We start from the raw sequence: 24,230 nt of genomic DNA, 5'->3' as shown, positions 1-24,230 counted from the left end.
ATGAACGAAAACCACTTAACAGAGAACAATTTAATGCAAGAGAGCAACATTGATTTGAGTTTTTTAAATAACAAAAAAATCACCATTGATGAAAAGAAATTAAAGCAATATTGCGCTTTAAAGCAAAAAATTATCAAGGCGGTTAAAAATTTTGAGAATTTAAAATCGCAGTTCTTAAAATTAGAAGATGAGCTTTTTAAAGAGCAGTAAAATGGCAATTTCAGCAATCTTAGAGGTTCTAATTTCTAAGTTAAGACCCTATTTAGAACTAGACATCAATGAGATAATTTTTAATGAACCCTACAAGTTTTATCTTGTTAGGGGTTCTAGTTATGAATTGCTTGAAAACAAAGCCTTTGATGAGAAATTTTTAATGAATTTTTGCGAACAATTAGCTACACATAGGAATTTATTCTTTAATCACAACTTCCCTCATTTAGCCTGTTCTATCCCTTTTACACGATATAGGGTCAATGCCTTGCACCCAAGCGTTACAGCCAATAATAGCATTTCTATTTGTATTCGTGTGCCAAGCAATTTTAAGTTTAAAATCAATGCGTTTGTTTTAGGGCAAAAATGCCAAGAAAAAGGGATTGATTACGCCTTTATTTTAAACTTAGTGAGACTTGGTAAAAATATTTTAGTGAGTGGTGGCACAGCTAGTGGTAAGACAAGCTTTGTAAATAGCTTGATTGAAGAAATCCCTATTACTCAAAGAGTTATCACCGTTGAAGATAGTCCAGAATTACACCTAGAAAATCCTAATCAAGTCAATGTTGTAGTGGGTAAAAATGAAGATTCTAATTTTACCTATGAAAACGCCCTAAACTCTGCTATGAGAATGAGTCCTGAAAGAGTGCTATTAGGCGAGATTGATACAAGAAATACCGCACTCTTTTTAAGGCTTTCAAACACTGGTCATAGTGGAATGATAAGCACCTTACACGCCAATAGCGTTGCAGAAGCCTTTAATGCCATTGGCATGAATGTCAAAATGAATGCTGGTAAGGATATTGACACTAGCACACTTTTAGATTTTTTCATTGCTGGAATGGATTTTATTATCCAAATTGTTAAAAAGGGAAATGAAAGAATTATTGAAGATGTCTTAGATGTTAAAAAGGAATTGAGACTTGCTCTCAATAGGGAATAAATATGCAAAAAACACCACGATTGAATAGGACTTGTAAAATTAAAAATGGGGCTAAACGCATGAGTTTTGTTTTTGATAAGGACACCATAGAAAACTTAAAAAAACTAGCCAAAAACAACCAAACCAACATGACAATTGTTTTAGAAAAACTCATTGCAAATGCCAATAATCATAGCTTTCAAAAAATGCACCATCTCATAGAGCAAAATAAAGAATTATATACAAGACTTAATGCCACTTTTAGCAATTTAAACCAAATTGCCTATCATCTTAATTATAACCGCATAGCCGACAAAGATATTGTAGATAAAGTGTTTTTAAAACATTTGCTTGAAGTGTTGAGCAACAATCTTTGCGACAATATCCAACTAAAAATACTCAATTTAAAGCTCTTAAAATCACTGAGCCTAAACAACAGCGATAAAAGGCGCTACACCTATAGAATTGAATACTACTCAAAGAAAGCAAAGGCTATAACCAATCTTAACCAACTCAATCAAGGGGCAGAAGATGAGAAAGAACTCTAACAAACTCTTTAGCTTTTTGAATGGCATTAAGTGGCGTGATTTACGCCTTGTTATGCGAGTAGTCAAGCTAGTGAAACGCTTAGCAAAATTTAAATAGGAGTAAAAGATGATAAAAAAATATGAATTTTTAGAAAAATACCCTCCAATTTGGAAACGCCCCAATTATCAAAGACCCCCTGAAGTCAATGAAGAAATCTTAAATAAAGGCATAATAACTAAAATTATGTTTTCCAAACACTCGTTAATGGCGGAGTTTAGCAGGAATATATTTTCTAAATTAGAGCCATATAAACAGCTTTTAGTTCCCTTAGAAAAAATTGATTTCAATCATTTAATTTTTACATTACTTGAAAAAGCTATTTGTCAAACTTTAAAAGATGAAAAGGATTTTTTAAGTTCCTTTACTAAAGCCAAGCAAGAAAATTCTCTATTAGAGTTTAGTGAATTGAGAAAAAGGGACTTAACAGAAGTATTGAGTAAGCTTTGCGAAGAAATTTTAGCAGATGGCAATAACGCTCAAATCATTATGGATACGACAAATTATTTAGTTGGAATAGATGGTGGCTTATTTTTAACTAGCACCACTCCATTGATACCCCTTGAAGACTACGATGATATTTTTTAAGGACTAAGAATGCAAAAGCTACTAGAAACATACAAACAAATAAAAACTAAAGACAAGTTTGCCAACTTGATAATACCTAATCAACTAGAAACTAAGAGAGATTTCTATCTTTTCAATAAGATACTATTTCAATACAATTTTCTTTTTGGCATTAGATTTGTTATTGAAAATAACAAATGGCGCAAATCAGGGTGGTGTAGAGTAGAACTACAAGATGTAGATTTTACGCATTTGGTATATAATATTTTATCCCCTGCCATTCTAAAAACATTTAAAAATACAGATTTTATAGAAAATTTTAAACAAGACCTAGAAACAAAACGCCCTATTGAATTATCTCCAAAATACAGAATAAGACATAAATTTGAAAATCTGTATAAAAGGATTGCTACAGAACAAAATAGAGAAGTCATTCTCAAGACTTCTGAATATTTAATAGAAGTAGTGCATAGCTAAATTGAATTAAGGGGTAATAATGAAACAAAATCAATGTGTTATAAATTTTAGGTTTCAGTGCGAACTTGAAAACCTATTAAAAACATTCAATAAGGAAGAGCAAGAGAGTTTTAATCATTCGCTTTGCTCTATTATGAAACTCTTACTAGACAAGAAAGATACTAAGCCTAATCAAAAACTAAAACAAGACTTTGAAAGCTTAGGTAAGACTTACACGATTACCTATGAGTTTTTTTGGCTCTTAATGGAACATAATATGAAATTAGAAAAGCATTTATGTTTGCAAGGGCTAACAAGATGAATTGGATAATTTTCTTTTACATACTCTTTGTAATCAAATCTATCGTTGATTTGCACTTTTTAAATAGGGATTTCAAGGAACTTAAAAGTGAGTGGGACAATCTTAAGAACACTTTTGATGAATTTGAAAACTATTGCGAATATTGTGGGCTTAAAAAGAACCAAAATGGATAAGGAGTTAAAACAATGTTTGAATTAGGATTTTTTCTATTCTTAGGGCTTTATATTGTTAATTCTATCTACTTGTATAAAGCCTTAAATTGCACCAAGCAATCTCAAGAAAATTTTATAAATAGACATAGCGAACTATTAGAAAGTTTGCTTGATGATGTAAGTGAGTGCAAAAAGAGATTAGAAATTTTAGAACAAAAATCAATTAAGGAGTTAAGGTAATGAAAGAGAGTATCAAAGAAGTTATCTTTGCCGACAACGGCAAATGGGCTAGAGAATGGTGGGCTGATGAGACATACTATTGGACTAAATATATCGTTTATGATGGATTTGTTACAACTAGCGATTGTATTTTGCTAACCCCTAAATCCATAGGGCAAGATAGTAGCATTCATGGAATGCACCCTGTGGAATACGCTTTAAAGAAAAAAGGCGAATTAAATATCCAAAAAGTTAAAAAAATAGATTGTCCTATGAGTGAAAACATGCGAGAAAAACTTATTAAAGAGGGCAATATCGTTGAGCTAGTTCTTGAGACTATGACCCACAAGAATGAAAAAACTATTTCATTTGTCTTTGATGTATTGCTAGGTAAAGACAGCGACTTGTCTAACAAACATCGCATTGAAACGCTTATTGGACTAGAGAAAGAATTAGAGAAAGATGATTTTAACAAACGCTTTAGAGAGGAATTAGAGAGCTATAAAAACTATACAGACCCTAAGCTCTTTGTAGAAGTGTATTTTGAAAAGGAAAATGCCTTTGATAGCATTTCCAAAATGCTTGTTATTCTACAAAGGCTTATGCACTCTATGAGAAAAATTTTCTATCACTATGAAAAACGAGAGCTAGGTGAAGAGTATTTTTACAATGACATTGATAACTACAAGGAAATCTTGCAAGAACACCAATACCAAGAGCAACAAAACTTTTTAATTCAAATGGAAATGTTGAGCTTTGATGAGATTATTCAAAGGTAATAACAAATGTATCTATATTCTATTTGTTTCGTTATAGGTCTCTCTTTTTTTGTTTTATTTGCAACTTTTGCTCCATCATGGTTTTCTATTATATTCGCTGTTTTAGGACTTCTTTTTATAAAAGTTTGGTGTGATGTGTCTACTGAAATTGAAGCAGAAGAGCTAGAAAAAGAAAATAAGCGTAGAGAAAGAGAAAATAGGCGGTTTTTGTAGTGATATTAAACTTTAAAGAATACCAAAATTGTAGGAATTTAGAAAATCTAATCACTAATTCTGCAATTGAATTAGGAAAAATAATTACTGAAAATAAAATTAAGGAGTAAAGATGAACAACAGCGTCATTATTATTGAAAGCCCTAATAAAATTAAAAAAATCCAAGAAATTACAAGAGCAAAGGTCTTTGCTACTTGTGGGCATTTTATGGATTTAAAGCACATTGAAGTAGAAAAAAGTTTTAATCCTATGTTTGATTATAAAAGCACAGATAAAAAACAATCTATCAATAGGATTATCAATGAATGCAAAAATAAGGTAGTCTATATAGCTACTGACCCTGATAGAGAGGGCTATGCCATAGGCTATATGTTTTATCAACTCATTAAAAACTTAGCCAAAGAGATTTATAGAGCAGAGTTTCACGAAATTACAGAAAGTGGGATTAACAAGGGCTTAAAAACTGCCTTGCTTTTCTCTCAATCTAACATGAAATTTTATGACAGCTTTTTAGCTAGAAGAGTAGCAGACATGTATATGGGCTATACGCTCTCCCCCTACTTAGCCAAAGGCTTGAACCAATACCCACAAAGTGCAGGGCGAGTCAAAACCCCAGCTTTGTATTTGATTGTTAAAAGAGCCTTAGAGATAGAAAATTTTGAAAAACTAGACATTAAAGATAAGATGAGCTATCAAATCCAAGCTAAAGTCTTACTCAATAATAACGAGGTCATTTTAAAACACATTAAAGACAATAAAGAATTTAAATTTGACAATAAAGAGCAAGCCCAAAGTTTTTTAGATGATTTGAAGCAAGGCTTAGGGGACAAAGTTCTACTCAATAACATTGAAACCAAAGATACAGAAAGTTCGCCTCCCAAACCTTTCACTACTTCAAAACTACTAAAAAGTGCCTCTAAAAACTTAAAATTAGACACTAAAACCATACAAAACTTAGCCCAAAATCTTTTTGAGGCTGGACTAATTACCTATATCCGCACCGATAGTGAGGCACTAAGCAAGGAATATTTACAAGAGCATAAAAACTTTTTTGAAAAGCTCTACCCTAGCGTGTATGAATACAGAGAATATAAAGCTGGTAAAAATAGCCAAGCAGAAGCTCATGAGGCTATAAGAATTACGCACCCTCATGCTTTTGAAAATATCCATCAGGTGTGTAACGAGCATAACATTACTGATAGTAAAGCCATAGGGTTATACCAACTCATTTTTATTAACACCCTTGCCTCTCAAAGTAAAAATGCTCTTTATGAAAGCGTGAGCATGCATTTTAAAATCAAAATGCATGATTTTAAATGCAGTTTTAAAAATCTAAAATTCAAAGGCTTTTTAGAGATTTTAGAGTTGGATAAAAACAAGCCAGAAGACCAAGAGGAAGAAGAAAAAGAACTCAGCTTAAACTTGAAAGATTTTAGCCCCAATACTCTACACCCTTTAAAAGAGCTCTTTATTAAAGACATTCTTAAAACTAGCCCTAAGCCCTATTTAGAGAGTGATTTTATTGAAGTTATGGAAAAAAATGGCATAGGTCGCCCTAGCACTTATGCGAGCTACTTGCCTGAACTTATTTCAAAAGGACACATTCAAATCAATGGCAACAAAAGAGTGATAGAACCCACCGCATTAGGCAAAGGCATTGTAGAGTTTTTTAACAAAGATACCAAGAGCATGTTTATCTTAAATGTTGATTTTACCAAGCAAAATGAAGAAGTGCTAGATAAGATTGCAATGGGGGAAGTGGGCTATGTAGAGTTTATGGAGCTTATTAAAGAAAAGCTAGGCGATGAAATCAGCTCTTTGTATAAGGGGATAAAAAGAGAAAATAATTCTGAAAACACAGCCAAAACTTATCAAGCTTATCCGCCCAATGAAAAACAACTGCAATACGCTAAAGACATTGCAAATCTGCTAAATCTTAAACTACCCAAAGACTTAGAAAAGAACTACAAGATTTGTTCTGAGTTTATTGACAAATACAAGCAACAAGCCTACAAGGCTAGATTTAAAAATTAAAAAGTAAACAAGACCCATAAACCAAACGCTACAGAACCCTAAATTACGAGCTTACAGCCGATGAGTTATGGGTATTGTTTAAATTTCAAAAAATCCTACAATATTTGAATATCTTTAAATAAAGGACAGCATTATGTTAGAGAATTTTGAAGAAGAAAGCTCACAAGCTTTGAGCTTAGAACAAGCCAAAGAGCTTTTAGAATATGGTTTTGAAGAAGAAGTAAAAACAAGCGAAAGCTTGCTTGATAACACACAAAAAGAAGAGCCAACTCTTTTTGATTCTATGAAATAAATAAGGAGTAGCCAAATGAAACCTTATAACCCCTCTTTATTAGAGCAACAAAAAGAAGCTTTTATTGATAATCTTGTCATTGAAATAGCGAGTGCGATTAAAGGAAAATATGCTCCCTTTAATCAAAACCAAAAAGCAAAGCCTCATGCACATAACGCCCTTAATGGCGTGGCATTTAATGGTCTTAATGACTTGATTTTAGACATCAAGCAAGCTCAAGGAAACTATCAAAGCAGTGCATGGATTAGTCTTGCTGATGCTAAAAAATTAGGTGCTGATGAAAGAGAGCTTGATTTTATTTTTAATAATAAGAGTATTCCTAGAGCTAAAATTCCTGTGGTGAAAACCAAAGAAGAAATACCAGTATTTGCCCTAGATAATCAAGGTAATAGGATACCCTATTTAGATTATCAAGGCAATCAAAGAGTAGATAGCAATGGAAATCCAATGTTTCAATTTGAATTAGAGCCTATCTTAGATAAAAAGGGAAATCTAGCTATTAATCCACAAACCAACGAGCCTTATTACAAGATTAAAACTCAAACTATAGACATTGAACCTGTCTTAGAGTTTAAGTATCTTTACAATGTGGAGGTGTTTCAAAGTTTAGACAGAAATAAAATTAAGCCCTTAAACCCTAATTATGACAAAAGGGCTATGCTGTTTGATAAGGAAAACAATATTAAATCCCCCATTTTTCAAGATTTACAAAACAAGCTTTATGAGGGGATAAGCCAAAAAATCAAAGACTACATTGTGGCTAAAAACAATGGCAAGAATTATGTTGTGCCTACCAAAGAGCAAAACCAACAAGCCAATTATGCCAATCAAAACCATTACCAACAACAAGGGCGTAATCAAGGTAATTACACACAGGCTAATTATCAAAATCAAAGAAATGCCCAATCATACCAGCCAAATGTAGCCCAACAACAAGGTTATAATCCTAATTACCAAGCATCGCAACAACAACTCTACAGGCAAAATACCCCACAAAAACAAGGGTATAACTATCAAAACCAACAGAGCAATTACCAACAAAAGGGTGCTAAACAAGGTAATTACACACAGGCTAATTATCAAAATCAAAGAAATGCCCAACCATCTCGCTCTTATGCGTATTCAAAAAATCAAAACAACAACCAAAGAGACTTTGGGCATTAAAAACAAGTAAAAGAAAATGAGGGTAATCATATGATAACAAAGGCTAGAAACGCTTGGTTTGATTTCAAAAAGAATTTCTTAGATATTTATAACTTCTTTGGAGGTAATACGCAAAGCTTTGCGTATTACAACAAGTTTATGAACGAGCTTTCCCAAGCCAATAGCTTGGCTGAATTAGAGAATAATGCTAATTTAGATAATTTTTCAAAGCTCTTTGTTGAAAGTCTTGAAGATTTAGAACCATCCTATTCTTTTGAAAATGTCTTGCAAGAAGAATTAAAAGACTTAAAAGAAGAACAAAGTGAGATTGCCGAGATTGCCCTTGAAAAATTAAAAAATGATATGATGGGTATTCCACAATCTGTTTCTAAAAACGAGAAAGAATATCGTGAAGAGTTATATTATTTTAAAGAGATATTAAAAAACTATGAACCTAGTGATGATTTAGATGAATTAACCCCTGATGAGCTAGATATTTATTATCAAAATGTAGACTATAACAATAAGACTATAGGTGTTCCATCAAGTTGCAAATATTTTTTGGAACAAGAATTAGAAAAACTAGCCAAAGACAAAGACTATAGCTTAAATATGGAAACATTAGAAGTTATTACTAATTCTCGTTATCTACATAATATTTATAGCGATATAAGTTACGCAAATTACGAATGGTCTAAACATTTGCTCGCTTTTAATGAAAAAATTGCTAGTGGAATTCTTGAAAACAATATCCAAACAATAAAAGACTTCAAAGAAAGTTTTTTAGAGTATGTCTCAAACATGACAGAAGATGAACAAAAATTCTTTATCTCGCAAATAGATGAATGTTTATCTAATGGTAAATTTAAAGGTAATGAAAACTTTGTAAATCAATTCAAAGAGTATGCAGAACAAGCACAGCTTGAAAAAGATTATCACGAAAAAGAAGTTTTTCAAGGCATGACCCAAGCTGACTTAGACGCTGAAAGTAAAATGTATGAAAACTACGAACAAAGCCAAATTGAAAGATACGAAGAAATAGGCATTGCACAAGCACAAGAGCTTTCTAACAAGACAGAAAACACCACAACTCACACAAAGAATGTATCACAAATTGAAGAAGAAAGCCCTAAAGCTAAAGAAGTTACAGCAGACTCTCTTTGGCATGCAGATGGGCATGTAAAAAGCATTAAGTCCTTATTGAATTTTTTTGACAAACAAGCCGAGAATAATAAAAACCAATCTTTAAACAAAAAGGATTTCATCAAGTCCTTTTTAGCACATTGCGAAAAAGGCATGAATACCAAAGAAATGCAGGTCTTATTTTTGCTCTATCATAAAGACCCAAGCAAACTTTTTAAAGAACATAAGGATATGATAGAACAAGGATTACTAAAAGCTTTAGATAATCCTAAGCTCTTACAGGCTGACCCCTTAAGAAGTGTGATAAAGCTCCATTTAGAACACAACAATAAACTCCCAAGTTACATTGAAAAAGTAACTTATGAAGAAAAACTCAATCTAATAGAGCAATTTTCAAACAATGCTTTGGACAAGCAAATTCTAGGAAAAAATAAGGACGCTTTTTTAAATGACACAAGCCTAGAAAAACAAGTTACACAAGAGATTAAGGGTAACGAAAATAATGCTATTGGTGGTTTTGGTGGCTTTAATGCAAGTAAGGAGGAATTAGAGTGGGCAAACTCTATCTTAAGCGATAAGCAAAAGCCTTTACAAACATATTCCTTAAACCAAGAACCCACAAAGACCACGCAAATAAAATCGCTTAATTCTTATGCTCAGACAAATAGACAACCCGCATACCAAACTAACAACCATAACATAGGAGGTAGAGACATGTAAAAAATAGTTAATTTTATTTTTTCCACTATTGATGAATAATTTTACAATGATGAAGGGAAGTCTCCAACACTTCCCTTTTAAAATAAAAAGCTAACGATGATAGTTATAAAGGATTTTAACCATGTTTAATGTTTTAAAATGTTTTCTTGCTCTTATGTTGGGTCTGTCATTTTTTATCACCCAAGCTAATGCCTTAGTGATAATCACTGATAAAGAAATCAATCTCAATAAAACAAAAGAAGGTATTTTAAAAGGTTATCTCATTTTTGAACATAAGGTTTTACCCATTAAAACCATTGGCTCTTACAAGCTAGATAGCAGACAAAAAAATGTCGCTTTCAATGTTTCTAAAATCATTAAAGATGACCAAACCTATACTTTAAGCTCTGTGGCTAGTGCGATTAAAGAAATAAAAAATAATAAAAGACTAAGAAAAGGCTCTAAACTCATTCTAGCTGGAGAAAACCAACAAGAAATCGCCCAAATTTTAGGCATTTCATTAGAGGCTTACCAACAAAAAGGAAGTGGTGGAGTAGGCAATAGAAGAGCGACTAGTTCTTCTAGTGGTGGAACTAGTGGAGCGTATGGAGGCTCTGCTTATGGTGGCGTTGGTGGAACTAGTGGCTCTGGCGCTAGTGGTGGAGCTAATGCTGGGGTTGGAGGCTATTCTAATAATAGCTTTAATGATAATAGTAGTGGTTTAGGTAGTGGCAGTATGGGTAGTGGCGGAGTTTATGGGGGTGGCACAATAGGAGGCATGGGAAATGGCATGTATCCTATGCCTTTACCTTATGGAGAAGGAGGGGGTAGTGGGACTAATGATAACCCACTAGCCTCTAATAATAGCCCTACCACTTGGTCTAATGAATTTTGTAAAGCCCCTGTTTATACAGGCGAAAATGAAATTTCTTTAAGCATTGTAGAAAAGAATGGCTCTTGCCAAGAGATGATGGCTTTAAGAAATGATACGGCTTGCTCTTATAGTTATAACTACGAAAAAATGGTGGCTATCAAACAAACGCAATTTTATTTTGTGAATGCAGATAATCAAAGTAAAAACATAGGGGGTTGCGTTAATTTAAGGGGTGCTCAATATGAATTTCCTATGTATTACAACTCTTCAGAGTGTAAATTGCAAGTGGTTAAAGATTTGGGTTATGGCATGGGAGTGAGCGAACAATTTATGGCTCAAATCCAATTTAGAGGCGAAGATGGCATGATACACACTGCATTAGGTTGCACTGAATACGCTAATGTAGTCAATCAAATCATAGGCTATGAAAATAACAATAAGACCCATACTTCCACGCCCCTAGTAGACCAATACTACATCAATCCAAAAACTGGGAAAAAAGTCTATTTAAATCGTGGGGTAACTAACCCCTTATTAACTTCTCAATACCAACAATTTGGTTGTGGACCTTGGGAATATGATGATGAGCATTTGCAAGCTAGAAGACGCACTATCTTAAAAAGTCTTAATAAACTCACAGGACAATATGAAGATGTTACAGGGTGTAATTTTAATGCTGGCATTAAACAAGGGGCTATTGTTGAGCCTTATATAGAAGAGCCTACAATGACTAAGGTTTTATCTAACACTAACACAAAAGGCTCTTTCTCTTTGCAAGCCTCTTATATAGGCTCAACTACAGATAGCCATAAAGTTTGTGGCACTTGGAGTTGTTGGTATAAATATTGGACAGCTTATAGCCAAAACACCTATTATGCCAATTGGCAAAGCACTTATCAAACAACTATCACACAATACACCACCAAATACCAACGCCCCCTTCAAATTGGTGCGACAGAGAACACCTACTATGTAATTACTAAAACTATCACAGTGGTGGATAGAAACCCTATTATTACAAGTAATAGCCTAAATCTTAGCGATGATTTTATGGCAAGTGTGGAGGCTCAACAGGGCTATTATAAAGACAGCACCTTTTTAAATAGTGCGCCTTATGTGCAATTTATGGCAAACAACTATAAGCCAAATGAGGGGACTTGTCTAAGCTATAGTATTTGGAGTGGCAGTGCCTCTAGTCATGGACATGCTTACACCACCACTAATAGCAATTATGCTTGCAATGGAAATGGTAATTACATTATTCCACAACCTAATTAAAAGGAGCTAAAAATGAATGCCGAACAACAAATCTTACAAATTAGATTAAACACTATCAAGCAATCTTTTTTAGGTATGCACCAAATAGCTAGTCATGTAGATTGCAACAACAAGGTGGCGGAGTTTTTTAGTAATCTTTCTCATAACATGAATAACCCACAAGAAACGCATGCTTTAATAGAAAAATTTGAACAAACTTGGCTTAAAGAGATTAAAAGACTAGAAAGCTAGATTATGAGTTATATCCCTAATCTCACTGCCTTGCCCTTACATGAGATTTTATTAGATAATGGCTATGTTTATAACAAGGACAAGACAAGTAAGAATAATCCTGTTTTAAAGCATGAAAATGAAGAGGGAAGTTTAGTCATCTTTAAAAATCAAAATAAAGATGGCTCCATTAGCTATACCTACAAAGAAACCCATACAGACAAGGTCGGTAATATCATCACTTTTTGTAAGGATAGAAACCTTAAAATTGAAGACTTAATCGCTGGGAAGTTAGAAGATTATCTTAACAAACAAGATAATCTCAAAGCAAGGGATAATTCTAATGAGAACAACGAAGAAATTCAAAAGATAAGAGATGAATTTAATGCCCTTAAACCCTATGATTTAGAAAATGCCACACTCATTAAAAAGCGTGAGATTGATACAAGCTTATTAGAACCTTATAAAGAGCATTTAAAGACTGATAGCTTTAATAATCTAATCCTTGCAACCTACTTAGCTTTTGAAGATAAAAAGCTTAATGTCATACCCATTCATCAATGTGGCATTAACAAACGCTTAAATACCCCCTTAACTACAGATAAAGAGGGCAACATAAGAGACAAACCCTTAAAATCTATCGCACAAGGAAGTAAAGGTATAGAAGTCTTAATGCCTAAAGACTTGAGCTTAGTTAAAAATATCATTTTAAGCGAAAATATCTTTGATAGTCTGGCTTATTTAGAGTTACAAGGCTTAGAGCCTAAAGAAAGCGTTTTAATTAGCACCGCAGGACAATTTAACGAACAAAAATTAGAACTCTTTTTTCAAAGCTTTTTTAAGCAATTACATAGCAGACAACAAGGAGCATATAAAAGCTATTTAAGAGAAGAAGAACAATGGCAAGAGCTAGTCAAGCAAGGCAAAGCTAGTGATGATTTTAATAGCGTGGTAGTAGAAACCTACACCGACACCATCAAAAATTATCAAAAAGAAAAAAATATGCCTATCTACAACAAGCAAGTAGAAAAAACTAGAGAATACAGAAAGCCAAAGCCTGTTAGCAAGCCACAAGAGAGTTTTAATATCATCTTAGCCTTTGATAATGATATTAAGGGTAAGGGATATAAAGAAAAATGCGAGGGTATTTTATATGCCCTTTTACAACAATTCCCCACTATCTATACACCTTTTTCAAAAGATTGTAATGATGATTTGAAACTAGCTCATATTATAGAAAATAAGGAAGTCAATTTAAAGAGTGTGAGCGCATTTATAAAAAACGCACTCATTGACTTACAAAACCAAGAAAAAACCCAAACAGCCTTAGAAGTCTTAGAAACAATCCATTCTCTAAAACCCTTTAAATTGGCATTCAAACAAGCCTTAAATGAACCTAGTAAAGCCCTAGATTTACTTGCCAACACTTCTATTTTTATAGAAAGTAAGTATGATGAAATCACAGATACTTTCAATGCCTTGAACCCCTTAGAAAATAACCACCCCTACTTCAATAACCTAGATGCTGATTTGCTAGAAAATTATAAACAAAGCTTTAGGCTAGATGAAAACAAGGAAGTTTGCGTGGCTTTGTTTAATGCAAAGGACAATAAAATCGCTATGCAAGAAATAAGCACCTTAAATCATACAAAAATTAAAAACATAAGCATTCTCAAAAACCCTACCACTAAATTAGAACACATTAAGCAAATTATCATTGCTGATGACCCCACTAACGCTTTAAGCTTTATGCAATTACATAAAGAACTAGACCCTAAAAACAGCCTAGTTGTGAGTGTTTTTCAAAGTGATTTTTTAGAGACCACTAAGCCATTTTTAGATTCACTTTTTTACAACATACCTAAGGATACTAAGATAATTCTAAGCACTACTAATGAGCTTTCAATCCCCCTTACTAAATACGCCCTAAATGTTACTAGAAAGCCTCCAACAATTCACACGCCTTTTAGTCAATCTTTTTCTAATGATTTAAGACTTAGCAAACTCTTAAATACCAAAACCCTTAATGAAGAAAATTTTAAAACAGCCATTAACGCCAAGATAGGCATTTTACAAAAACCTTGCAATAGTGCCTTTAAGCAACAAACTCTTAAAGCTCTCAATCAAATTGATAGGCTCATGCCCCTACCTTTTAACTTTAAAAAACAGCTTGTTGCCTTTAATGAAAACTTAAATAATAAGCAAAATAGGCACGCTATTTAAGGATTAAAATGTTGCAATACAAACCATATTTTATTTCAATCTCTCTCATTTTAGCTCCCTTAATCTTTATGTATAGCCTATTTTTAGGATTTGATTTAAAAAATTTCACCCAAACCTATCAATTTAGCCAACTCATACTTTCTAATCTTTCGCATTTTACAAGCTTTAAATTTGAAGTGTATAAAGCCTTTGTTTTTGCTCTAATGCCCTTAACAATAAGCATTTACTTGCTTTCTAGTGATAACACCCTCACTTCGCATGGAAAAGCAAAGTGGGCGAGTGTAAGAGAGATAGAAAAACTAGCTTATAGCCCCTTAAAGTTTGTCAAATCTCTTTTTAGTTTTATTTTGAGATTACCTTTCTTACCCTTATTTTTAGGACTATCTTGTCTAGTATTTGCGTGTCAATTGATTATTATCATTAAAGATTGTGTTATGGGGGTGTTTAAGGGGATTAAAGGGGTGTATTATGGCATCAAACAAGCCCCACAAACGCTTAAAAATCTTAAAAGTAAACTCTCTCTTAAAAGGAAAAACACATGACAAAAAACACCCTTAAAAAAAGCTCTAACATTCTTTATAAAGGTTTTAATAAAGGTTTTAAAGGTATTCAAACTTTCCATAATAGCTACTATAAAAATCTAAGCCAAGCACTTTGTGGTATTTTAACTCTAGGCGTTAGTGTAGAACACCCTATGGATTTAAATTTCAAACAAGGCGTAGTGGTGGGTTTGCACAACAACAAACCAGTCTATTATGATACGCCTTTATCCACCTTAATCATTGCACCACCTGGAAGTGGTAAAACTGCCGCAGTAGCTATTCCTAATTTGCTAACTTTAAAAAGCTCCGTAGTGGTGCTAGATATTAAGGGAGAATTATGCGATTTAACAGCTGGTTATAGACAGCAAGTCTTAGGCAATGAAATTTATATTTTTAATCCACTAGGCGATGACAATTCCTTAAAATTCAACCCTTTTGATAAGCGCATTGTAGAAAAACTAAATTTTGACAGAAAAAGAAGATTGGCAGAAGAAGTCAGTAAAACTATTTTTACCAGCATTGATGGCAAAGAGGGCGATTCTTATTGGAGGGAGCAGGCTGGAAACTTATTTGCCTTTTATGCTCTTTATGATTTATGCGTTAAGCAAGAAAGCTTTTTGTTTGATTTGGCTTTTGCGCCTATTCAAAACTTTGTTCCCTTAATCCACCCTAAAAGCCCTTATTATAGAGAACTTTATATCCATAAAGTTGACCAAGATGGTAATTTTATATTAGATGACAATAATGAGCCTATGCTAGAAAGAGATAGCAGTGGAAATCCTATCTTAAACACACAAGCTAACCCAGAGAATTTATGGTATAGGCAAGTAAGCGAACAAGTCTATTTAGATGTCAATGACCCAAGAAATTATGATGGCACAGTCAATAGATTACAAAGAGATAAAAAAGGTAACATTATAGTGGAAGAGGGCATGTTAGATCCTATTGTTAGAAATGAGGCGAATAAATGGGCTAATTCTAACGAAAAAGAATTTGCAAGCATTAGAAATATGTATTCAAAATTCACACAAGTATTCACTAGCTATCCTATCAAAGAAGCCACTTCTTCTATGAGCTTTGAATATGAAGATTTAAGGCGTAAAAATATCAGCCTTTATATTAAAATTGCTCAAACTGACATTGATATTCTAGCCCCCTTAATTAGAGTTCTTTTAGAAAGCATAGGTAAAAATCTCTTACTAAGAGAAAGCAAAAAATTTAATGAAAGAGTGTATTTCATTTTAGATGAGTTTGTGAGATTTGGAAAACTTCCTTTTTTATTAGAAATGCCAGCATTAAGTAGGAGTTATGGCGTAGTAATTATGTTTATCACGCAATCTAATGCGCTCATAGAAAAATACTATAGCAAAGAAGACGCTAGAATTGTTAATAACACAGTAGCTTATAGAGTAGTTTTTAAAATGAATGACTTAGATTACGCTAAACAGCTTAGCGAAGAAATAGGCAAATACACACGAGAAAAACGAAATCGCTCTACTGAGAAAAATCAAGTGATTTTTGGTGGCACAAGCTCTTATTCTGAAGAGGGTTATGAATTAGTCTCTGTGCAAGATATTATGAATATCAACAAAGATGAAGTGATTATTCTAGTAAGTGGGCATTATGCAACGCCTTTAAAGCTCAAAGCCAACTATTATTTCAAAAACAAAAGATTGCTTAAATGTTTAAACATCCCTTTAAAACCTAATGAAGAAGTGTTTAAGGGATTAAGAAAGGTGAGTTAAGGTTAGATAGGTTTGAGTATAATAATTAAAATTTGAGCCAAAGAGAAAACAATGAATAAGCAATATGTTTTAAAGAATAAAGATGTAGAGGTGCTAAAATTTGAGCTAGTAGAAAAAACACACTTGAGTAATAACATTAAGGCGGTATCTTATGGCTTAAACAATATTCAAGTTATTAGACAAGATTTATTGCCATTATCTTTAGACAAAGAAATGCGTTTAGAAAAAAGCTTAGAAAAATGGATAAAACAACGAAAAATCCCCAAAAACAGAGCCTTTGTAGAAGACATTGTTAATTCTTTATGCTTAGATGAATCAAATTTTATGTCTTATGTAGATATAACATTAGCCCTATCTCTAAATGATACTTTTTGGATAATCCCAAGCGATAACAATTATCAATGGCAAGATTACAATCTTTATACCAACTCTTTTAATGAAACTTTAGCTTTAGTAGCTTTCACAGGTTATTCTACAACCATTAAGGGTCTTATTACTAGCCCTGAACTCACCACTAATGGAATGCTTAAAAAATGTTGGCATAGAAATAAAGAGAACAATAAAATTGAACTATTAAAAGGGCAAACCCAAGAATATGCTAATGGTGGCAAAGAGGCTTATGCTGAATTTTATATGGCTCAAATCGCACAAGCTTTAGAGTTTGAACATATCACTTATGATTTAAAACAATTTCACAAGCAATTAGTGAGTTCTTGTGAAATTTTTACCGATGAACAATATGGCTACTTGCCAATATATTATTGTTTAGACAGAGAAGATTTAATTAGCGATGGTTTTAGCTTAATTGAAAAGATTAAAACCATTTATAACCCTGATAAATTAGATGATTTATTATTATTTGATGCTCTCATTTGTAATACCGACAGACATCTAGGTAATTATGGTATGCTCATAGATAATGATACCAATAAGCTAGTAAAACCTGCCCCTATTTTTGATAATGGATTTTCTTTTTTTAACATTATTTGTTATAACCAGCTCAATGAAATGTTGCAAGTTTTTGATTTAAAAAATAGCACAAGTAGGAGTCAGTTAGACTTTTCTTTTAAGCAACAAGCCTCTTTATTTGGACAACAACGCCACATCAAAAATCTAAGCAAGCTCTCTAATTTTACCTTTAAACGCCATGAAAAATACAATTTACCTGAAGAGTGGCTAAAGTCTGGAGAAAAATTTATCCAACAAAGAAGTTTAGAAATCATTAAAGTGATAGAAAATAAACTAGAAAACAAACTTGATTTAAGCCACAACAAGAATGACAATACGCCTTTAACTAATCACTCTAACACGCCAAGATACCCAAACAACACGCCATACAACAAATACCAAAAGAATAGTAAAAGCAATGGCGGAATGGAAATGTAATTAGATAATTGCCTACAAACCAAACCTATCATCATCTCTGCTCCCTTTGTTTTTATTGTTGGCAAATCGGTTGTTATAGGGGTATTTGGGGTTGGTTGTGCGATATCTGTTATTAAGGATAGGTGCATTGGTAGGCTTATTTGCTGGCAAAATCGGTTGAACGCTAGGCTCTTTAAAGCCAAATCGCTCTTTTAACTTGTCATTGATTTTTATATTTTCTTGGGCTTTAATATTTTTACAAAAAGTTTCTATCATGATATTTTTCATTTTAGCATTATCAAAATGTTCAGCAAAAGTTTGGATATACAAAGGATATTTTTCTTTATATATTGCATATAAACTCTGCAATTTTTCAAAAGTTTTTGCAACATCAAGCCCAAGATTAGTAATGCTATCCTTAAAACTATTGATATTGATACCATTAAGCTTGCCCTTAACGCTCAAACAACTCGCATTTCTATCAAAACCCTTATTAAGCAAAGCACAATTAATCACATCATAAGCAGGGGTTAAATCCAAGTTTTGTTTGAAAGAAATATTTTTTTTATGCAAATCTCCATTATTTAATAATACATTCGCATAAACATAGCTTAAAAAATCTAGTTTTTGCTTTTCATTTAATTTGTTGGCTAAAAATTTTGAGATATTTTCCATAGAGCCTTGATATTTTTGATTGTTTCTATGTTGCATAAGTGTATTTAAACTTATTTGAGCGTATTTTTCCCCCTTATTATCTATATCAAATCTTTGAATTACATAATGATAATCTTGCAATCTTTCATCATATATCAGGGCGTTAAAAGGCACTTCAAAACCAAATTCTTTCATAAAGCACATGTGCATATGCTCATTGATGCTCAATATGGAGCAAACTCCAACATTCGCAGGTTTTAAAATAAAGTTAGAATAACCTTCTGTAATGGTCTTATCTTTTAGTAGGACTTGCAATTTATGTTGGTGTCCGCTAATGGATAGTTTTTGTGTGGGGATATTTGTTTCTAAAATCGTATCCTCTTTAATCTCAAGCTTTTCTTTTTCAATATTTAGGGAGTAATCTAAAATGGTAGGGAATTTAAGAGTAGAAGTATTTATATGAGAAAGAATAATTTCATCTTTAATGCAATTAAAACTAAAATCACCGATAGTGTTGGTTAAAAGAGTAAGCATTTCTTTATCGCTTGTTCTAAAACGCTTGCGCATAATCTTTAAATCTATGCCCTCAGGCAAAAGCTCTTCAAATAAATACCAAGCATTGTTATTTAGTTCTAAAACACCTTGCGTATTGAGTAAGTAGAGATTGTCCCCCACAATCTCCCCAAACATTTGCTTATTCTTATAGATTTTGATAGTCATAAAAAATCCTTTTTTCTTCTACTCCCTTATCTGCTATTTGCTACATTATTAGCTAGATTATACTAAAATAAGACTTTAGAAAATCAATGTAAAATTAGTGATAAAGGATATTTAATGCGTTTGAAATTCATTTCGTTGTGTTTAGTAGGTCTAATGGGTGTGAGCTATGCTGAAAGTGCTAAAAGCGTGGATTATTTTGTAAAAAATGATAAGGAAAGGGAAAAGACTATTGCGGAGTGCAAAAATGTTGATGCTATGCTAGACAAAATGAACCCAGAAAAAGCAATTGCTTATGTCAAGGCACACCCTAATTATCAAAGCAATTGTGAGAATGCACAAATCGCTACAGCTCAAAAAGCAGAATTGACAAAGAAAAAAGCATTTTTTGCAGACCTAGATAAACAACTCACTTTAGGACAACCTTTCAGCGAAAAAGACAAAGAGATGATAAAAAACAGCGTGCGAGGTTTTAATAGCAGTAGTCGTAGTTATGTAATTGAGCTTAACAAAAGAATTGCCCCTTGCTATGCCAAAATGAGCGAAAACCTAGCTAAGAATGGTGATGATGGTTTAAAAAGCGATAAACGATGCGCTTTGTTGGTTTCATTGGCTGATTATGTTTATGGCAATTATTATAATGGCGAAAATATTGATTTAGAAAATTACAAATACAAGATTAAAGAACAACAAAGAAAAATAAAGTCTATCAAACAAGACATAAAAGACCAAGAAGAAATCTTAAAGCATAGTTATGACCTAAAAAACGATGAATTAGCACTTCAAGATTTAAAAAACGATTTAAAAACAGAAATTGAAAAGGACAAAGAGCTGAGTTATTATGAAAGCTTTAAAAAAGATGCTACCTTGAGAAAGAATACTCTCAGCACCTGTTACAAACAAATTGCAGACAATCTTTTATCAAGTGGCATTATGCTTAAAGATGATAATATAAAATGCAAAAGCGCTATTTTTGTCCCACAAGAGAAGTAAAACATGGATAGCAGTAATCCATTAGGGGTTCAATCTACACCACTAGCAAATGATGTAAATTGGTATAAAGCCTTTATAGGCGAAGTAGAAACTTTTTTTAATACTCTTCTTGAAACTTTTTCAAAAGAATTGGGCGGTATGGTTCATACCGCCATGAATAGTCTTTTTGCCTTTCTTATTGTCTTATATATTGTCAATAGGGTAAAAAATCAAGATTTAGTTGAACGCAAACACTTAGTTATGATTGCTGTCTTTTTAGGATATTTAATATTTTATAATTGGAGCATTAGAAACCCAACACAATCACAACAAGAATTTTTTACTTTAATTGAAACTCCAGCAAATATGGTTAGTTCTATTGTTCAAAAAGCTGATAGAAAGATTAATGGTTATATTGGCAATATTAATAGCAGTTTAAAGAATAGAAGTTTTATTGTAGAAAGGAATATTCAAAAAACATGGGAAAGTTTTTCTCAAATAGTTGATAAGATGTGGGATATAAAAATTGGTATTAACAATATCTTAAAACCCTTAATTTGTTTTTTATTTATTGGTTCATATTTGATTGCCAATGTTGCACTTTTTGTTTTTATCATGCTTTACATTGTGATTAGTTTCCTAGAATATACTATTTACAAGCTTTTCTATGTGCTGTTTATCCCCTTAGTCTTTTTCCAACAAACAAGAGGTTTTGCTTGGACTTATGTAAAAAAATTAGTGTCTTTGACTTTTTACATGCCGTTGATTATGGTAGTGTCAAGTTTTAATATGGTAGGAATTGATTATGCTTTGGGGAATTTAGATTTAACTGCGTTCGTTAACAATAATCATGCCAACATTGCTAGTATCCTTATGCATTGTGTTTTTGCCATTATTCTTACAATCATTTTAATTTTACTTGCCAAAAAAATCCCAGATGTTATTAACGCTATCTTTGGCACACAAGGCACAATAGCTGATGCAGGCAATATGATTTCTAATATCGTTCAAACTGGTGGTATGGTAGGAGCAGCGGTTGCTGGTATGGCTAAGAGAGGTTATGTGAATGCAAGTGGAGGGCAAGGTGGTGCAATGGGCGTTGCAAAAGGTGTGGTAGGTGCAGTGGGTAATAGTGCGTTAGGTGTTGCTACAGGCGGAGTCTCTCATCTAGCCCAAGAGGGTATTTCAAAAGCCTCTAACATGCTCAAACCTAAAATCTCAGTTGAAAGATTTTCAGCCCCCCATAGAGATTGGGAATAATTGGTATGAATACACCCTTTGACAAATGGAACGAACAAAAGAAACAAATCAATACTAAGCCCCCTAGACGCACTATAGTGGCTGGGAGTATTTATTGGGTTAGCATTGGCTATAACATAGGTTATGAAGTCTATGGAAAGTCTAACGACTTTGTAAGACCTGTCTTAGTAGTGAGAAAAATTTCTAAATCTCTTTTTCTAGGTATTCCCTTAAGCAGTAAAACACATAAAAAAGCACGCCTTTATCATTATTCTTTTATAGACAGCAACCATACAGAGCAAATTGCTTTATTGCACCAAATAAGAGTGTTTGATATTAGGCGTAGGCGCAACAAACTCGCTGAAGTATCAAGTGAAGTTTTAAAAAGTCTAAAAGAAAGAATAAAAGAAGAAATCATATAAGAAAATACTCCCTACTACAAGGTAGGGTAACTTAACCTTAAAGGTAAGCTCTCGCCCAACTCAATGGGTTACGCTTACTATTATACTACAAACTTTCTAAACTTTCTTATTCAATCTTCAATTTAGAGCTATTACTAGCACTGCTAGAGCTACTTTGAGCTTTAGAATTAGGGAAACCATATTGATTAAGGCTTGCTTGATAGGCTTGACTCAACTGATTGTTTAATCTCTGCATTTGTGCGTTCTGTTCTGTTACGGGCTTAACATTATTCACATAGCCATGTTGCTCTTGATAGTCTCTAGCCAACATGCTAGAAATTAAGCTCATCGTTTCATTTAAAAAAGTGAGATTGCTTGCAATGTCCTTGATATAGTCAATGGTAAGCATTTCAAATTTTTGTTTCATGTTGGCATAGACTTGAGCTTGTGTGCTCTTGTTTGTGCCTGCTTTTTGAAGTTCTTTGGCTAATTCTGCCTTATAATTAAGCAATTCACTATTAAGCCTTTCTACACTATATTTCATAGGATAACATGTAGTCTTACCATTATCGCCCACTATCTTTTTACAAAATTTGCCTTGATATTTCATATCCTCTACCCCTAAGCTTTCTAACTGCTGGATTTGTCTGTTGATTAAAGGCACACTTCTTGCAAAAAGTTCGGCTTGGATATTGGCTTCTAGTTGAGCGGAAAGTTTTGCTTGAATGGCTTTATATTGTTGGTAAGCTTGCAAATCATTGTTTAAAAGGGCGGTCTTGGCTTGGATTTCTTGCTCTCTAATTTGCAAGGCTAGTTGTTGGTTCTTATTTTGTTTGCAAATCTCTAAGGCATACGCCCTACCACTTAAAGTCCCCATCATGCTATCAGTTTGACTAGTTAGATTATAAGACAAACTATCCGCAAAATTTCTCGCACTCTTAAAAACTGCGGTATTTTGCTTGCCTGTTTTAACAAAGGGCAAATTCTTAGCCTTAGCCACAACCTTAGAATAATCTAACCAAGGGCATTGACTAGCTAAATACCTGCCTTGTAAGGCTTGTTTAGCGTTGTATTGAGACACACTCTCTTTAATGTTTTCAGCATTTTGTTGCATATTTTCCAAGATGTATTTGGTGTTTTCAATCACTTGCATGGGATTTGCGATATTGATAGCGCTCCCAGTCAAAAAGGATTGAGTCTGATTTAACACACTATTGACACGATTTAATTGATTGATAGTAGCTTGGGCTTTTTCAATCATAGTGGTGTATTTTTTAATCATCACTGTGCCTTGGTCAATCCTTTTAGACATGCTCGTTAGCATTTGTGCCTGTTTGATATTAGAAGTAGGATTATAGACCCAAGTAATTCCCATAGCACTAACAACACTCATAGAAAGACAAGAAAAAAGAGTTAATTTTTTCATAGCATTAGTCCTTTCACCAGATTTTCCTTACATAAAGTTTAACCTAATTAACTTTTTTAAACAAGACCCATAAACCAAACGCTACAGAACCCTAAATTACGAGCTTACAGCCGATGAGTTATGGGTATTGTTTAATTTTTGAAAAATCCTACAATATTTAAGACTATTTTAAATATTAAGGATATGGTAATGGCATATAAACCTAGTAAAAAGAAGTTAAACGAATTAAGAGAACAACCCAACTTATTCAGTATCTTAGATGATGGCGATGTCATCAATACTAGCCCCTATAAACAAGAAAATACTGACATTACACTAGAGCCAACCACAACATTGCCTAGCAAAGAACAAGAGCCACTTAATTATCAAGTGAAGTTTAAAAGCAACACGCTAAGCATGATTAACAGAAACCCTATTGAATGGGCGGAGTATCTAAGCTCTGAACAACGCCAATATGATGACAATAGCACAGAAGAGGTTAGTTTCTTTGCTAATGGTGAAGTAAAAGACAGCTCACGCTATTATGAAATCAATAATGAGGGGTTTAAAAAGCGTGTAACTAAAAACTACAAGCTTATTGATACAAAAACTAATCAAGCACTTAATGACAAAGAAACTGAAAGACTAACCTATACAAACAGCTTAGAAGATTTAAAAGAACAAGGTTTAGAAGTAGAGCTAACCCACCACTATGAAACACACAAGAAAGTCTTAGAAAATGGCAATGAAATCACCAAAGAATACGACCATATTGCTGATGTTTACACAGAAGTAGAAAGAACAAGCAATTATGAATTAGTAAAAGAGATAGTCCCCCCTATGTCTAGCAAAGAGTATTTTAAGCTCT

24 protein-coding genes and 1 pseudogene are annotated in these 24,230 nt (G+C 33.1%); 23 read left to right on the top strand and 2 right to left on the bottom strand.

Going from position 1 to position 24,230, the window contains the following annotated elements; translation table 11 throughout:
• The 20 genes and pseudogenes from HCW_RS04385 to HCW_RS04300 all read left to right on the top strand — a co-directional run bounded on the left by HCW_RS04385 (window position 1) and on the right by HCW_RS04300 (window position 17,995).
• Window positions 1-210, top strand: a complete 210-nt coding sequence (locus tag HCW_RS04385; protein ID WP_014661014.1) for a hypothetical protein — start codon at window positions 1-3, stop codon at window positions 208-210.
• A gap of 1 nt (window position 211) precedes the next feature.
• Window positions 212-1,153 carry an ATPase, T2SS/T4P/T4SS family gene (locus HCW_RS04380; protein WP_014661013.1) on the top strand — a complete coding sequence of 314 codons (942 nt, stop codon included), beginning with the start codon at window positions 212-214 and terminating at the stop codon, window positions 1,151-1,153.
• A gap of 2 nt (window positions 1,154-1,155) precedes the next feature.
• Window positions 1,156-1,680, top strand: coding sequence for a hypothetical protein (locus tag HCW_RS04375; RefSeq protein WP_014661012.1), 525 nt, complete (start codon window positions 1,156-1,158; stop codon window positions 1,678-1,680).
• Between the two features lie 106 nt (window positions 1,681-1,786).
• Window positions 1,787-2,305: a hypothetical protein gene (locus HCW_RS04370; protein WP_014661011.1), complete on the top strand. Its 519-nt coding sequence runs from the start codon at window positions 1,787-1,789 to the stop codon at window positions 2,303-2,305.
• A gap of 9 nt (window positions 2,306-2,314) precedes the next feature.
• Window positions 2,315-2,761, top strand: a complete 447-nt coding sequence (locus tag HCW_RS04365; RefSeq protein ID WP_014661010.1) for a hypothetical protein — start codon at window positions 2,315-2,317, stop codon at window positions 2,759-2,761.
• A 19-nt stretch (window positions 2,762-2,780) separates the two neighbouring features.
• A complete protein-coding gene (locus HCW_RS04360) occupies window positions 2,781-3,062 on the top strand; it encodes a hypothetical protein (RefSeq protein WP_014661009.1) in 282 nt (93 codons plus the stop codon).
• On the top strand, window positions 3,059-3,235 hold the full coding sequence (locus tag HCW_RS09450) for a hypothetical protein (protein WP_155802237.1): 177 nt from the start codon (window positions 3,059-3,061) through the stop codon (window positions 3,233-3,235). The genes HCW_RS04360 and HCW_RS09450 overlap by 4 nt, the downstream gene beginning before the upstream one ends.
• 12 nt (window positions 3,236-3,247) lie before the next feature.
• The gene (locus HCW_RS04355; protein ID WP_014661008.1) at window positions 3,248-3,454 is read left to right on the top strand and encodes a hypothetical protein; all 207 of its coding nucleotides are present in this window, start codon (window positions 3,248-3,250) and stop codon (window positions 3,452-3,454) included.
• Window positions 3,454-4,212 (top strand): hypothetical protein, encoded by a 759-nt coding sequence (locus HCW_RS04350; protein WP_014661007.1) that lies wholly within the window; start codon window positions 3,454-3,456, stop codon window positions 4,210-4,212. Before HCW_RS04355 ends, HCW_RS04350 begins: the two co-directional genes overlap by 1 nt.
• Window positions 4,213-4,218: 6 nt before the next feature.
• Entirely contained in the window at window positions 4,219-4,425 is a 207-nt protein-coding gene (locus HCW_RS04345; protein ID WP_014661006.1) for a hypothetical protein, read from the top strand.
• A 112-nt stretch (window positions 4,426-4,537) separates the two neighbouring features.
• Window positions 4,538-6,460 (top strand): type IA DNA topoisomerase, encoded by a 1,923-nt coding sequence (locus HCW_RS04340; protein WP_014661005.1) that lies wholly within the window; start codon window positions 4,538-4,540, stop codon window positions 6,458-6,460.
• A gap of 133 nt (window positions 6,461-6,593) precedes the next feature.
• Window positions 6,594-6,752: a hypothetical protein gene (locus HCW_RS09445; protein WP_155802235.1), complete on the top strand. Its 159-nt coding sequence runs from the start codon at window positions 6,594-6,596 to the stop codon at window positions 6,750-6,752.
• Window positions 6,753-6,767: 15 nt separating this feature from the next.
• Window positions 6,768-7,916 (top strand): ArdC-like ssDNA-binding domain-containing protein, encoded by a 1,149-nt coding sequence (locus tag HCW_RS04335; protein WP_014661004.1) that lies wholly within the window; start codon window positions 6,768-6,770, stop codon window positions 7,914-7,916.
• A gap of 30 nt (window positions 7,917-7,946) precedes the next feature.
• Complete coding sequence (locus HCW_RS04330) at window positions 7,947-9,758, top strand: hypothetical protein (RefSeq protein WP_014661003.1); 1,812 nt, start codon at window positions 7,947-7,949, stop codon at window positions 9,756-9,758.
• A 121-nt stretch (window positions 9,759-9,879) separates the two neighbouring features.
• Complete coding sequence (locus HCW_RS04325; RefSeq protein ID WP_014661002.1) at window positions 9,880-11,889, top strand: hypothetical protein; 2,010 nt, start codon at window positions 9,880-9,882, stop codon at window positions 11,887-11,889.
• A gap of 12 nt (window positions 11,890-11,901) precedes the next feature.
• Window positions 11,902-12,120: a hypothetical protein gene (locus tag HCW_RS04320; protein ID WP_014661001.1), complete on the top strand. Its 219-nt coding sequence runs from the start codon at window positions 11,902-11,904 to the stop codon at window positions 12,118-12,120.
• A 3-nt stretch (window positions 12,121-12,123) separates the two neighbouring features.
• Window positions 12,124-13,354, top strand: a pseudogene (locus HCW_RS09735) (hypothetical protein); the annotation flags it as partial.
• A 976-nt stretch (window positions 13,355-14,330) separates the two neighbouring features.
• A complete protein-coding gene (locus HCW_RS04310) occupies window positions 14,331-14,864 on the top strand; it encodes a hypothetical protein (protein ID WP_014660999.1) in 534 nt (177 codons plus the stop codon).
• Complete coding sequence (locus HCW_RS04305; protein WP_014660998.1) at window positions 14,861-16,609, top strand: type IV secretory system conjugative DNA transfer family protein; 1,749 nt, start codon at window positions 14,861-14,863, stop codon at window positions 16,607-16,609. Before HCW_RS04310 ends, HCW_RS04305 begins: the two co-directional genes overlap by 4 nt.
• 51 nt (window positions 16,610-16,660) lie before the next feature.
• Window positions 16,661-17,995, top strand: a complete 1,335-nt coding sequence (locus HCW_RS04300; RefSeq protein ID WP_014660997.1) for a hypothetical protein — start codon at window positions 16,661-16,663, stop codon at window positions 17,993-17,995.
• A 12-nt stretch (window positions 17,996-18,007) separates the two neighbouring features.
• On the opposite strand, the gene HCW_RS04295 is transcribed toward HCW_RS04300, so the two are convergent.
• The gene (locus HCW_RS04295; protein ID WP_014660996.1) at window positions 18,008-19,348 is read right to left on the bottom strand and encodes a HipA domain-containing protein; all 1,341 of its coding nucleotides are present in this window, start codon (window positions 19,346-19,348) and stop codon (window positions 18,008-18,010) included.
• Window positions 19,349-19,462: 114 nt separating this feature from the next.
• Here HCW_RS04295 and HCW_RS04290 point away from each other — a divergent pair, with 114 nt between their 5' ends.
• The 3 genes from HCW_RS04290 to HCW_RS04280 are packed head-to-tail and all read left to right on the top strand — an operon-like array spanning window position 19,463 to window position 21,978.
• A complete protein-coding gene (locus HCW_RS04290) occupies window positions 19,463-20,338 on the top strand; it encodes a hypothetical protein (RefSeq protein WP_014660995.1) in 876 nt (291 codons plus the stop codon).
• Between the two features lie 3 nt (window positions 20,339-20,341).
• Window positions 20,342-21,577: a type IV secretion system protein gene (locus HCW_RS04285; RefSeq protein ID WP_014660994.1), complete on the top strand. Its 1,236-nt coding sequence runs from the start codon at window positions 20,342-20,344 to the stop codon at window positions 21,575-21,577.
• Between the two features lie 5 nt (window positions 21,578-21,582).
• Entirely contained in the window at window positions 21,583-21,978 is a 396-nt protein-coding gene (locus HCW_RS04280) for a type II toxin-antitoxin system PemK/MazF family toxin (protein WP_014660993.1), read from the top strand.
• Window positions 21,979-22,084: 106 nt separating this feature from the next.
• On the opposite strand, the gene HCW_RS04275 is transcribed toward HCW_RS04280, so the two are convergent.
• Window positions 22,085-23,383 (bottom strand): hypothetical protein, encoded by a 1,299-nt coding sequence (locus HCW_RS04275; RefSeq protein WP_014660992.1) that lies wholly within the window; start codon window positions 23,381-23,383, stop codon window positions 22,085-22,087.
• Window positions 23,384-24,230 lie beyond the last annotated feature (847 nt).

The organism is Helicobacter cetorum MIT 00-7128, assembly GCF_000259255.1.
Taxonomy (GTDB): domain Bacteria; phylum Campylobacterota; class Campylobacteria; order Campylobacterales; family Helicobacteraceae; genus Helicobacter; species Helicobacter cetorum_B.
This window is presented reverse-complemented; position numbering and strand designations above follow the sequence as displayed.